This is a genomic window from Streptomyces sp. NBC_00076, from assembly GCF_045041235.1.
In the GTDB taxonomy this organism is placed as follows: domain Bacteria; phylum Actinomycetota; class Actinomycetes; order Streptomycetales; family Streptomycetaceae; genus Streptomyces.
Map to the genome: position 1 here is coordinate 8954211 of NZ_CP108242.1, position 12463 is coordinate 8966673.

Sequence of the window (12463 nt, forward strand, 5' to 3'; positions counted from 1 at the left end):
ATTATTCGGGACGGCTCCGTGCACATGGCCGAAATGCATCCCTCGTAGCTTCGCTCGCAGGTCCCCAGGACCGAAAAAGCAACTTCCCCCGAAATCCCCCACCGTCCTCAGCGCCTCCATGAGACAGGAGCCCAAGGTGCCCAATCTCTCCCGACGCGGTGCCCTGAAGGTGACCGCCGGACTGGCCGTTCTCGGCACCCTCGGCCTGACGGGCTGTGGGCGCGAGGACGCCACCACCGCCGCCAAAGCCTCCGCCCGGCCGGTCGACGCCTCCCCGGCCACCGGCACCGTCGACGTCTGGGCCGCCCAGGGCGACGCCGATGTGCTGGAGAAGGTGATCAAGCCCTTCAAGGCCGCGAACCCCGACCTCACCGTGAAGGTCACGCTGATCCCGAACGCCGACTACTACACCAAGCTGCAGTCGGCGATCGCGGCGGGCAAGGGGCCCGATGTCGCCCAGTTCTTCCCCGAGTCGCAGGCACAGTTCCTCGACCCGTCGATCCTGCGGGCCGTACCCGACGGGCTCGTCGACCCGGACGGCTTCTTCGAGAGCCTGTGGGCCGCCGGCGTGGTCGACGACGTGGCCTACACGGTCCCCTGGTACGCCTACACCTACGCGCTCGTCTACCGCTCCGACCTGGCGAAGAAGGCGGGCGTCGAGGCGCCGGCCACCTGGGACGAGATGGTGCCGTTCTTCAAGGCCCTCCAGGGCGCCGGTGCCAAGCACGGTCTCGGTGCCGACAACGGCTGGGACATCTTCAACGGCCAGGACGTCGCGATGTACGCCTGGCAGGCCGGCGGCTCGCTCCTCACCGGGGGTAAATGGACACTCGACACCCCGGCGATGGTCGACGCGCTGAAGTACAACGCGTCGTTCTTCACCTCGGGCATAGCCGACACCGCCACCCCCACCTTCCTCGACGCGCAGCCGTACTTCGTCAGCGGGAAGACCGCCACGATGATTACCGGCCCGTGGGTCGTCGGCCAGCTCGACACCGCCGCGAAGAAGGACGGCTGGACGGAGTCCCATGTCGCCACCGCCCCGCTGCCGGCCGGGTCGGCGGGCGGCGTCTCCTTCTCCGCCGGGGGCACCTGGGGCGTGCTCGCGGGCGCCGGCAACGCCGACGCCTCCTGGAAGCTCGTCCGGTACATGGCGCAACCGAGCACCCAGGTCGCGCAGTTCAAGGCGTACAGCTCACTGCCGGCGGTGATCCCCGCCTGGGACGACCCCACGATCAAGAACCAGCCGCTCTTGGCCGCCTTCCTCACCCAGCTCAAGAAGACCAAGGCGTTCCCGCAGGTCAGCACCTGGCAGCAGGTCGCGACCCGGATCGGCAAGGAGATGGAGGCCGTCGCCAAGGGCACGGCGACCGCCGAGAAGGCCGCCGCGAACATCCAGTCCTACGCCGACAGCCTCGGCACGGGCACGAAGTGAGCTGCCGATGACCACCACCCTCGTCCCCGGACCCCCGCGCGGCGCACCGCGCTCCCGGGGGGCCCGCCGCACCGCGGTCGCCTGGCTGTTCCTGGCCCCGTTCGCCGTCGTGTTCCTGCTCTACACGGCGATCCCCACCGTCGCCGCGCTCGGGTTCAGCCTCACCGACCTGCGGGGCACGGACCTCAGGCATCCGCTCGCGGTCGACTTCACCGGCCTCACGAACTTCGTCCGGCTGTTCCAGGACACGACGTTCCTGCGCGACATCCTGAACACCGCCCTGTTCGTGGCCGTCGGCGTGCCGCTGACCATGGCCATCGGCTTCGTGCTGGCCCTCGTACTGAACTCCGGCATCCGCCGGCTGCGCGGCACCTTCCGCACCCTGTTCTTCGCGCCGGTCGTCACCAACGTCGTGGCGGTCGCCCTGATCTGGCAGTACGCCTTCCAGGCCGACGGCACCGTCAACAAGGCGCTCGGTGCCGTCGGCCTCGCCGGACCGAACTGGCTGGACGACCCGAACCTCGCCATGCCGGTGGTCATCCTGCTCGGGGTGTGGCGCAACTTCGGCACCGCGATGGTGCTGTTCCTCGCCGGTCTGCAAGCCGTACCGGAGGACGTGTACGAGGCCGCCTCCCTCGACGGGGCGGGCCGGTGGCGGCAGTTGAGGCACATCACCGTGCCGCTGCTGCTGCCCACCACCCTGATGGTGTCGGTGCTGCTGACCGTCTTCTACCTCCAGGTCTTCGACGAGCCGTACCTGCTCACCAACGGCGGCCCGCTCGGCTCCACCGAGTCCGTGGCGCTGTATACCTACCACCAGTTCGGGGCCGGTGAGTTCGGGATGTCCTCGGCGGCGTCCTTCGTGATGCTCCTGATGGTGGCCCTGGTGAGTCTTGTCCAGTTCCGGATGCTGAGGCCCCGCTCATGACCACCGTCGCCGCACTGCGGAACGCCGAAACCGCCACCGACCGGACCGCCCGGCCCCGCCGCTCCGTCGCCCGGCCGCTCCTGTACGGCGCGCTGGCGCTGTGCGCGCTGCTCACCCTGCTGCCCTTCCTCTGGGTGATCAGCGGCTCGCTGCGCAGCCTCGCCGAGATCCGCTCCGACCCCGGCGCCTGGCTCCCGCATCACGTCACCCTCGACAACTTCGTGCGGCTGTTCAGGACCGAGGGGTTCGGGCAGTTCATGGTGAACAGCGTCGTCGTGGCGGTCATCGTGGTGGCCGGCAACATCGTCGCGGCGTCGGCCGCCGGCTACGCCCTCGCCAAACTCGACTTCGCCGGCAAGCGGATCGCGTTCGGCGCGGTCATGGCGGCCATGATGGTGCCGTTCACCGCGGTGTTCGTCACCCAGTTCGTGATCACCGTCGACCTGGGTCTCGCGGACACCCTCACCGGTATCGCGCTGCCCGGCGTGGCCACGCCGATGTCCGTGTTCATCATGCGGCAGTACGCCGCGTCGATCCCCGACGAACTGCTGGAGGCGGCCCGGATCGACGGCGCGGGCGAGTTCCGGATCTTCTTCCGGATCTTCCTCCCGCTGGCCGGCCCCGCTGTCGCGACGATCACGATCATGTCGTTCCTCACCTCGTGGAACAACTTCATCTGGCCGCTCATCGTCGCTCAGAGCATGTCCAGCTACACCCTGCCGGTGGGCCTCGCCGCCACCAGCCAGGCCGCCGCCCACGTCACGGACTACGGCCTGACGCTCGCCGGCGCGCTCGTCGTGATGCTGCCGGTCCTGCTGCTCTTCCTGTTCCTGCAGCGCTACTTCGTGCAGGGCGTCTCCGGAACGGGAATGCGGTGAGCGTGGTGAACGTGGTGAACTCCCTCGACGCACCGGGCGATCCGGTCACAGTGCGCGCCCCCGCCGGGCAGATCATCGGCCGCCGCAGCCGTCGGACACGGCGTTTCCTCGGCATCCCCTTCGCCGAACCCCCCGTGGGCGCACGGCGGTTCGCCGCGCCCGTGCCGCGCGGCCGGTTCCGGGAGCCGTACGACGCGTCCCGGCACGGGCCCACCGCCCAGCGGGTGCCGCTGTTCGCCACGACCACCGTGCCGGAACCGTCGGTCCCGGGCGACGACATCCTGAACCTCGCCGTCGTCGCCCCGGACCGGGACGACGACCGCGGGCCCTTCCCGGTCCTGGTGTGGATCCACGGCGGCGGGTTCCTGGCGGGCAGCCCCGCCAGCCCCTGGTACGACGGCCGCGCCTTCGCCCGCGACGGCGTCGTCTGCGTCACCGTCGGCTACCGGCTCGGAGTGGACGGGTTCGCCGTCCTGGACGACGTCCCCACCAACCTCGGGCTGCGCGACCTGCTGCTCGCCCTCGACTGGGTGCGGGAGAACATCGCCGCGTTCGGCGGTGATCCGGACCGGGTCACCGTGGCCGGGCAGTCCGCCGGGGGCGCGGCCGTGCTCGCGCTGCTCTCCTCACCGGCCGGCCGCGGCCGATTCCAGCGGGCGGTCAGCCTGTCCGGCGGGTTCTTCGAAGGGGGCGCAACGCCCGGCTTCCTCGGACGGCTCGGGGAACGGCTCGGCGTTCCGGCGACACGGGCCGGGTTCGCGGGCCGTGACGTGACGGAGATCCAGCGGGCCGTCCTCGACCTGCGGGACGAGGGGGGCGTCGGCGACGAACTCATACTCGGCCCGTTCGTCGGGGACGACCTCCTGCCGGTGCCCGTCGCCGACGGACTGGCCGTGCACGGGCACGATGTCCCCCTGCTGATCGGCGCCACCGGGGACGAGTTCGACGCCGGACCCTCCGATCCCGCGAACGACACCGCACGCGAGAGCGGCGCTCGCGAGGCAGGCAGCCGCGAGGCGGGCACCCGCCTGACCGACACCCTGTTCCGCGCGGCCTGCCCGCGCACCGCGGCCGCCCGCCGCACCGCCCGCGCCGGCACCTGGCTGTACTCCTTCGAGTGGCCCTCACCCGTGCTGGGCGGCGCCGCGCACTGTGCCGACCTCCCGTACTTCTTCGACGTGCTCGACGCCCCGGGCACGGCCGAGGCGCTCGGCCCCAACCCGCCCCAGGAACTGGCCACTTCGATGCACGCCGACCTGGTCGCGTTCCTCCACGGCGAGGAACCGGCCCGGGCACGGGCGACCGGCGCGCTCGGCGATCCGGCGCGTGAGTACGGCCGTCCCGGCGCGCCCCTCGTCGCCGACACCACGGGCGTGTACGACCCCGTCGTCCGCACGGCGTCCGGGGCGGTGAAGGCATGCTGATGGCAGGGATGAACCAGAGCGCCGTCCGACGCGTCAACACCTCGGTCGTCCTGCGCGCCCTCGCGGTGTCGGCCGGACCGACGACCCTCACCGCGCTCGCCGAACAGGCCGGCCTCTCCCGGCGCACCATCGAACTCATCCTGGACTCGCTCGTCGAGGCCGGCTGGGTGGCGGAACTGGACCGGGTGCCGATCAGCGGCTCCGCCGGGCGCCCCGCCCGACGCTACGAACTGCGCGCCGAACACGCCCTGTTGGCGGCCGTGTACATCACCACCTCGGACGCGTCCGCGGTCGTCGCCGACGTACGCGGACGTATCCTCGGCCGGGCCCGGGGCCCGCTGCGCGCCTACCAGGACCCGCAGGTCACGCTCGACGACGCGGCGGCCCTCGTCCGGGAGGCGCTCGCCGACGCGGGCGGCTCCGCGGACCGACTGCGCGCCGGCGCGGTCGCGGGCGGCGGCGCGATCGACGACGAGGGCGTCGTACGACGCCTGGTGCACACCACGCACTGGGAAGGCGTGCACCTGCCCGAGGAACTCAACCGGCGCATCCCGATGCCCTGGTTCGCCGACAACGACTCCAACCTCGGTGCCCTCGCGGAGCGTTGGCGCGGCGTGGCAGGCGACCACGACAACATGGTGTGGGCGATCCTCGGCAACCGCACCGGCCTCGGCATCCTCATCCGGGGCGCCGTGCATCGCGGCCTCGACGGCGCCGCGGGCGAGATCGTCGAGGCCCGCTCGATCCCGACCGTCTCGGTCGAGAACCACCCCGTGGCCTGGCTGAGCTCACCGGACCCGGCCAGGCGGAGCGTCGCCCTCGACCGGTTCGCGGCCGCCCGGGAAGGCGACGCCCAGGCACTCGCCGAGGTCGACGAGTTCGTGGAGAACATCGCGTCGATCCTCACCCTCCTGTCGTGGACGGTCGCACCGTCGCTCATCGTGCTCGGGGGAGGCCTGGAGGACGCGGCCGACGTGCTGCTGCCCCGGGTGCGGGAGGCGATGCGCGACGCCCGGACCCCCGCGATCGAGCTGCGCGCCACCTGTCTGGGCCGCGACGCCGCCCTGGTCGGCGCCGTCAAGCTGGCCCTCGACCGTATGGACACGGAGCTGTTCGGCCCCCTCGTCCCGCGCGCGTGAACACCTACGCCGAAGTCCCCGCCGCGCCCCCGTGCGTCCCCCCGCGGCCCGACCCCTGGAGTCCCACCGTGACCCACACCCCCCACACCGACGTCCTCATCGTGGGCAGCGGCATCATGGGATCCCTCGTGGCCCGGAGGCTGCGCGACGGCGATCCCGCGCTGCGCATCACCATGGTCGACGGCGGCAGCGCGATCGGCGAGGCCCCCGGACTGCACCTGCACGACCTGGACGACCCGGCCCTGTGGGCGCGCTACAACGAACGGGTCGCCACCGGCGTCCAGGGCATGTACACGGGCGCCGAGGTGGTCCGGGAGGTCGCGGACCGCCTCACCGACCTGACACCCGGCATGTTCCACGCCCTGGCCTTCGGCGAGGACGCCGAGGCGATGCCCGCGACGGCGCTCGCGTGGAACGCGGGCGGCATGGGCGTCCACTGGACGGCCGCGACACCGTGGCCCGCCGGGGACGAGGTCTTCGACTTCGGCGACCCGGCCGGCTGGGCGGCGGACCTCGACACCGCGCGCCGCCTGCTCGCCGTCAATCCCTCCGCGATCGGCCCGACCGAGGTCGGGAACCTGGTCCTCGACGTCCTGCGCCGGCGCTACGGCGGCCTCGGGCCGGACGACCGGCGGCCCCAGCCGATGCCCATGGCCGTCACCCCGACACCGGCCGGCCCGATGCCCCGCACCGCCCCGGCGACGATCTTCCCCACCCTCGCGACCGGCGGCGACCCGGCGTTCACTCTGCTGACCGGCACCCTCGCGACGTCCCTGCTCGTCTCGGACGGCCGGGTCACCGGCGCCCGGCTGCGCCGCGTCGCCGACGGCGCCGAGTCGGAACTGCGCGCGGACACCGTCGTCGTGTGCGCCGACGCCCTGCGCACGCCCCAACTGCTCTTCGCCTCCGGCATCCGGCCGCCCGCGCTGGGCCGGCACCTCAACGAGCACGCGTTCATCACCGCCCGGGTCCTGCTCGACCTCGACCGGTTCGGCATCGGCCTGGACGCCCTGCCCCTGCCGCGCCCCGGCGAGTTCAGCACGGACTCGCTCTGGCTGCCGCAGAACGGGGCGGCGCAGCCCTTCCACGGCCAGATCATGAACCGCACCTACATCGACGAGGAGGGCCGGCCCCTCGCCCACTCCGTGGGCCTGTCGCTGTACGCCCCCGTGGTCTCGCGCCCCGACAACCGGCTGGTGTTCTCCGAGACCGAGACCGACCTCGCCGGGATGCCCCGGATCACCGTCGAGTTCGGCTACGGCGACGCCGACCGCGCCCTGATCGACCGGGCCCTCGACGAAGTCCGGTCGCTGGCAGCGGAGTTCGGCCCGTTCGATCCCGCGACCGAGAGCGCCCTGCTGCCGCCCGGCTCGTCCCTGCACCAGACTGGCACCGTCCGCTGCGGCCCCGCCGACGACGGCACCAGCGTGTGCGACCCGGACGGAAGGGTGTGGGGCCACGACAACCTGTACCTCGCCGGCAACGGCGTGATCCCCACCGCGATGGCCGCCAACGTCACCCTGACCGGCGCGGTGACCGCACTCCGGGCCGCCCGGGCCGTGTCCGCCCGCACCACAGCACTCGCCGCGAACTGACCAGGAGACCCATCGATGATCGACATCGCGAAGGAATACCGCGTCGCCCTGCCGGCGTGGATCGACGACGAGCTGGCCGACGTGCCCGCTGCCCTCCCCGGCCGCGAGGACCGCATGCGTCTCGTGCACCGGCTCGCCGACCGCAACTGGCGCGAGGGCAACGGCGGTCCGTTCGCGGCCCTCGTCGCCGAGCGGGACACCGGCCGGATCGTCTCGGTCGGCGTGAACGTCGTCCTCGCCTCCGGCGTCTCCAGCGCCCATGCCGAGGTCGTCGCACTGGGCCTGGCCCAGACGGCGACCGGCGGCTGGGACCTGGGCGGCGCCGGACTGCCCGTGCACGAACTCGTCGTCAACTGGCGTCCGTGCGTGCAGTGTTACGGCGCGACCCTGTGGTCCGGCGTCCGGAGCCTGGTGGTGGCGGGTCAGGGACCGGAGCTGGAGGAGATCACCACGTTCGACGAGGGCCCGCTCGGCGCGGACTGGGCCGAGCAGTTCGAGGCACGTGGCATCGAGGTCGTGGGGGACGTGCTCCGCGACGAGGCCCTCGCGGTGTTCCGCGACTACCGCGAGGCCGTCGACACCGCCGCCGGCATCGTCGTCTACAACGCCCGCGGAGGTGCCGCATGACGACGCCCCGTTTCGCGACCGACATCATCACCTTCTACCACCCCGAGTTCTGGGGGCTCGAGTCCGCGGACGCCGTACGGGACTGGGCTCTCGCCCACCCCGGCCGCTTCTGGGAGCGGGTGATGGCCGTCTTGGCCGACACCGGGTTCACCGGTGTGGAGTTGACCTTCGCCCCGGGCGACCTCGACTCCGCGCTGCGCGCCTTCGGCAGCGCACCCGCCTTCCGCCGCGAACTCGCCGCCCGGGGCCTCTCGGTCGTCAGCGCCTTCGTCGCCGGCAGCGACGCCCCCGACTGGCGGCACGGTGACAACCTGCCCGCGATCGTCGCCGACGCCGAACGCCGCGCAGGCTTCCTCGCCGACGTCGGGGCGGACCTCCTCGTCGCCGGCCTGCCCATGCGCACGACGTACGGTCAGCGGCCGCCCTTCTTCGTCGACGCCGCCTACATGGCCCGCATGGCCGACATCGCCCATGTCGTAGGCGAGGCGGTCGCCCGGCAGGGCGTGAAGCTCGCCTTCCACACCGAGTCCCACAGCACCCTCTGGTACGAGCGGGACATCGACCTCTTCATGGCGCTCACCGACCCGCGCTACGTGTGGCTGTGCCCGGACTCCTGCCACATCGCCCTCGGGGGCGGGGACCCGGTGGCCGTCGCGCGCCGCCACACCCCGCGCATCGCCCTGGCGCACTGGAAGGACGCGGTCAAGCCCATCGACGTCGCCCTCACCATCGACGAGACGATCTACGCCCGGCAGCAGCCGTACATGACCGCACTGGGCACGGGCATCGTCGACTGGCGGGGCTGGGCCGAAGCGATGGCGCGCACGCCCGGCGCGGGCACCGTCCTCATCGAACTGGACGAGGCGGCCGACCCCGTGGCCGCGCTGCGGGCGGGGAAGGCCGTCGCCAAGGAGTGGACGATGCCCTCAACGGCGTAGCTCCGTGTGCGCCGTCTCCGGCAGCCGCAGATACACCAGCGAGGACACCAGGCAGAGGACGGCGACGTACCAGGGGAACAGGCCCGCGTGGCCGGTCTCCTTGAAGAGGGTCCCGACGTACGGTGCCGTGCCGCCGAAGAGGGCGACCGTCAAGGAGTAGGGGAAGCCGATGCCGGCCGCCCGCACCCGGGGCGGGAAGATCTCGGCGTTGACCGCCGCGCTGATCGAGGTGAAGCCGGTCAGCAGGATCATGCCCGCGCACTGCACGAGCAGCAGGACCACGAAGGAGTCGCGCAGGGAGTGCAGCAGCGGGACGCTCAGGAGGGCGAAGCCGAGGCCGAAGAAGAGGAGCAGGGGGCGGCGGCCGAAGCGGTCGGAGAGCAGTCCGCCGAGCGGCTGGAGCAGGCCGAAGAAGGCGAGCGAGATCGTGCCCGCGAGCAGGGCGTCCGACTTGTCGACGCCCGCGTTGAGTTCGGCGTACGTCGGCAGGTACGAGGTCCACGTGTAGTAGGCGATGGTGCCGCCCGCCGTGATGCCGCAGATCAGGAGGGACTCGCGGGGGTGGCGGCGCAGCGCCTCCAACAGGCCGGGGCGCGGCGCCTGTTGCTGCTCGGCGCTGCGGGTCTCCTGCGCGCCCTGCCGGATCCAGAAGCCGACCAGGCTGAGTACGGCCCCGAGGACGAAGGGGATCCGCCAGCCCCAGCCGTTCATCTGCCCGTCGCTCAAGGTGTCCACGAGCAGGGTGGCGATCCCGGACGCGACGAGCTGACCGGCCGTGGTCGACACGTACTGGAAACTGGAGAACAGCCCGCGCCGGCCGGGCCCCGCCGACTCGACCAGGAAGGTCGTCGAGGCCGCGAACTCGCCGCCCACGGACAGGCCCTGGAGCAGCCGCGCGAGCACCAGGATCACCGGGGCGAGGACGCCCACCGCCGCGTACGTCGGCGTCAGCCCGACCAGCAGACTGCTGCCGCCCATCAGCAGAATGGTGACGGTGAGCGCGGCGCGCCGGCCGTGCCGGTCCGCGACGGTGCCCATCAGCAGTCCGCCGACCGGCCGCATGAAGAAGCCCACCGCGAACACCGCGAACGTCGACAGCAGCGGCACCAAGGAGTTGTCCGCGCTCTTCGGGAAGACCTCGGCGGCGATGTAGGTGGCCAGGAAGGTGTAGGCGTACCAGTCGTACCACTCCACGGCATTGCCCACGGAGGCCGCGAGGAGCTGGCGTACGGGCCGTTTCGTCGGGGTGGACGGCGACGTGTGTGTCTCTGTCATGATCGCGACCATCCCCCGCTCCGGCGTCGGCACACCTCTCGTACCGACGACTTTCACATCAGCGACACCAGACCCTTCCCTGACGTTTGGTGGGCTTGGGAAGCTCGCACCGCGCGCATGCGCTCACGTTCCGGCCATCCGCACCCCAGGATGAGAGGCACCCACCATGCCCGAAGTCAATCGGCGCAGATTCCTCCAGCTCGGGGGCGCCACCACGGCCTTCACCGCGCTGTCGAACAGCATTCAGCGCGCGGCCGCCCTTCCGGCGAACCATCGCACGGGGAGCATCGAGGATGTGGAGCACATCGTCGTCCTGATGCAGGAGAACCGTTCCTTCGACCACTACTTCGGTTCGCTGCGGGGCGTCCGGGGCTTCGGCGATCCGCGGCCGGTGATCCGGCCCGACGGCAGGACGGTGTGGCACCAGTCGGACGGCACCAAGGACGTCCTGCCCTTCCACCCCGACGCCGACGATCTGGGCCTGGCCTTCATCCAGGACCTACCGCACGGCTGGAACGACGGCCATGCCGCGTTCGACGGGGGCGCGTACGACAGGTGGGTGCCCAGCAAGGGGTCCACGACCATGGCGTACCTGAACCGCAAGGACATCCCGTTCCACTACGCGCTCGCCGACTCCTTCACCATCTGCGACGCGTACCACTGCTCCTTCATCGGCTCCACCGACCCGAACCGCTACTACATGTGGACGGGCTACACGGGCAACGACGGCACGGGCGGCGGTCCGGTCCTCGGCAACGACGAGGTCGGCTACGGCTGGACGACGTACCCCGAGCGCCTGGAGAAGGCCGGGGTCTCCTGGAAGATCTACCAGGACGTCGGTGACGGCCTTGACGCGGACGGCAGTTGGGGCTGGATCAACGACGCCTACCGCGGCAACTACGGCGACAACTCGCTGCTCTACTTCAACCAGTACCGGAACGCCAAGCCCGGCGACCCGCTGTACGACAAGGCCCGCACCGGCACCGACTACACCAAGGGCGAGGGCTACTTCGACCAGCTCAAGGCCGACGTCAAGGGCGGCAGGCTGCCGCAGATCTCCTGGATAGCGGCCCCCGAGGCCTTCACAGAGCACCCCAACTGGCCCGCGAACTACGGCGCCTGGTACATCGCCCAGGTCCTGGACGCGCTGACCGCCGACCCCAAGGTGTGGGCGAAGACCGCCCTGTTCATCACGTACGACGAGAACGACGGTTTCTTCGACCACCTGGTCCCGCCGTTCCCGCCCGCCTCCGCCGACCAGGGCAAGTCCACGGTCGACGTGGGCCCGGACCTGTTCAAGGGCGACTCCAGCCATGTCGCCGGGCCGTACGGTCTCGGTCAGCGGGTGCCGATGCTCGTGGTCTCGCCCTGGAGCAAGGGCGGTTACGTCTGCTCCGAGACGCTCGACCACACCTCGATCATCCGGTTCATGGAGCGCCGCTTCGGTGTGCACGAGCCGAACATCTCGCCCTGGCGGCGGGCCGTCTGCGGCGACCTGAGCGCCGCGTTCGACTTCTCCCGCTCGGACACCCGTCCGGTCGCGCTCCCGGACACCGACGGCTACGAGCCGCCGGACCGTGACCGCCACCCCGACTACGTGCCGACTCCGCCCGCCCACCCGGCGCTGCCCCGGCAGGAGCGCGGTCTGCGCCCCGCCCGCCCGCTCGCGTACGCGCCGCGTGTGGACGGTTCGGCGGACACGGCGAACGGGAAGTTCACCCTCGCCTTCGCCTCCGGAGCGAAGGCGGGTGCCGCGTTCCTGGTCACCTCCGGCAACCGGACCGACGGACCGTGGAGTTACACCACCGAGGCCGGCAAGAGCGTTTCGGACACCTGGAACTCGGCGTACTCGAAGGGTTCGTACGACCTGACCGTGCACGGTCCGAACGGCTTCCTGCGCGCCTTCAAGGGGTCGAACAAGGCGGCGGGACCCGAGGTCACCGCGCGCCACACCGGTGACGACGTCGAGCTGACCTTCACCAACAAGGGCTCCGGCACGGCCCGGTTGAAGGTCACCGACGGCTACGGCGGCCGCGCCAGGACCTTCACGGTGCGGGCCGGCACCGCCGTGACGCACACCTTCGACCTCGTGGCGAGCAGGCGCTGGTACGACCTGACCGTCAGCTCCGAGGCCGACCCGGCCTTTGTGTGGCGGTTTGCCGGACATGTCGAGAACGGGCGTCCCGGGGTCAGTGACCCGGCCGTCACAACGGAGTAAAGCCTG

10 protein-coding genes are annotated in these 12463 nt (G+C 71.6%); 9 read left to right on the plus strand and 1 reads right to left on the minus strand.

Annotation, left to right across the window (positions count from 1 at the left end; translation table 11 throughout):
• Nucleotides 1-136 precede the first annotated feature (136 nt).
• From OHA64_RS40175 to OHA64_RS40210, 8 genes are all read left to right on the plus strand, one after another.
• Complete coding sequence (locus tag OHA64_RS40175; RefSeq protein ID WP_405621936.1) at nt 137-1435, plus strand: extracellular solute-binding protein; 1299 nt, start codon at nt 137-139, stop codon at nt 1433-1435.
• A 7-nt stretch (nt 1436-1442) separates the two neighbouring features.
• The gene (locus OHA64_RS40180) at nt 1443-2363 is read left to right on the plus strand and encodes a carbohydrate ABC transporter permease (protein WP_405621938.1); all 921 of its coding nucleotides are present in this window, start codon (nt 1443-1445) and stop codon (nt 2361-2363) included.
• On the plus strand, nt 2360-3241 hold the full coding sequence (locus OHA64_RS40185) for a carbohydrate ABC transporter permease (RefSeq protein WP_405621940.1): 882 nt from the start codon (nt 2360-2362) through the stop codon (nt 3239-3241). The genes OHA64_RS40180 and OHA64_RS40185 overlap by 4 nt, the downstream gene beginning before the upstream one ends.
• Entirely contained in the window at nt 3238-4665 is a 1428-nt protein-coding gene (locus OHA64_RS40190; protein WP_405621942.1) for a carboxylesterase family protein, read from the plus strand. Before OHA64_RS40185 ends, OHA64_RS40190 begins: the two co-directional genes overlap by 4 nt.
• The gene (locus tag OHA64_RS40195) at nt 4659-5804 is read left to right on the plus strand and encodes an ROK family protein (RefSeq protein ID WP_405621944.1); all 1146 of its coding nucleotides are present in this window, start codon (nt 4659-4661) and stop codon (nt 5802-5804) included. Before OHA64_RS40190 ends, OHA64_RS40195 begins: the two co-directional genes overlap by 7 nt.
• 68 nt (nt 5805-5872) lie before the next feature.
• Nucleotides 5873-7399, plus strand: a complete 1527-nt coding sequence (locus OHA64_RS40200; RefSeq protein ID WP_405621946.1) for a GMC oxidoreductase — start codon at nt 5873-5875, stop codon at nt 7397-7399.
• 15 nt (nt 7400-7414) lie between these two features.
• Entirely contained in the window at nt 7415-8026 is a 612-nt protein-coding gene (locus OHA64_RS40205) for a nucleoside deaminase (RefSeq protein ID WP_405621948.1), read from the plus strand.
• Complete coding sequence (locus tag OHA64_RS40210; protein WP_405621950.1) at nt 8023-8964, plus strand: sugar phosphate isomerase/epimerase family protein; 942 nt, start codon at nt 8023-8025, stop codon at nt 8962-8964. Before OHA64_RS40205 ends, OHA64_RS40210 begins: the two co-directional genes overlap by 4 nt.
• Here OHA64_RS40210 and OHA64_RS40215 read toward each other — a convergent pair.
• Nucleotides 8953-10251 (minus strand): MFS transporter, encoded by a 1299-nt coding sequence (locus tag OHA64_RS40215; protein WP_405621952.1) that lies wholly within the window; start codon nt 10249-10251, stop codon nt 8953-8955. The genes OHA64_RS40210 and OHA64_RS40215 overlap by 12 nt on opposite strands.
• Nucleotides 10252-10405: 154 nt before the next feature.
• On the opposite strand from OHA64_RS40215, the gene OHA64_RS40220 reads away from it, so the two are divergent.
• The gene (locus OHA64_RS40220) at nt 10406-12457 is read left to right on the plus strand and encodes a phosphocholine-specific phospholipase C (RefSeq protein WP_405621954.1); all 2052 of its coding nucleotides are present in this window, start codon (nt 10406-10408) and stop codon (nt 12455-12457) included.
• The last annotated feature ends 6 nt before the right edge of the window (nt 12458-12463 follow it).

Excerpts from the sequence above, each read along its gene's own strand:
- OHA64_RS40180 (WP_405621938.1), top strand. The coding sequence starts at position 1,443 with ATGACCACCACCCTCGTCCCCGGACCCCCGCGCGGCGCACCGCGCTCC.
- OHA64_RS40185 (WP_405621940.1), top strand. The coding sequence starts at position 2,360 with ATGACCACCGTCGCCGCACTGCGGAACGCCGAAACCGCCACCGACCGG.
- OHA64_RS40195 (WP_405621944.1), top strand. The coding sequence starts at position 4,659 with ATGCTGATGGCAGGGATGAACCAGAGCGCCGTCCGACGCGTCAACACC.
- OHA64_RS40205 (WP_405621948.1), top strand. The coding sequence starts at position 7,415 with ATGATCGACATCGCGAAGGAATACCGCGTCGCCCTGCCGGCGTGGATC.
- OHA64_RS40210 (WP_405621950.1), top strand. The coding sequence starts at position 8,023 with ATGACGACGCCCCGTTTCGCGACCGACATCATCACCTTCTACCACCCC.
- OHA64_RS40215 (WP_405621952.1), bottom strand. The coding sequence starts at position 10,251 with ATGGTCGCGATCATGACAGAGACACACACGTCGCCGTCCACCCCGACG.
- OHA64_RS40220 (WP_405621954.1), top strand. The coding sequence starts at position 10,406 with ATGCCCGAAGTCAATCGGCGCAGATTCCTCCAGCTCGGGGGCGCCACC.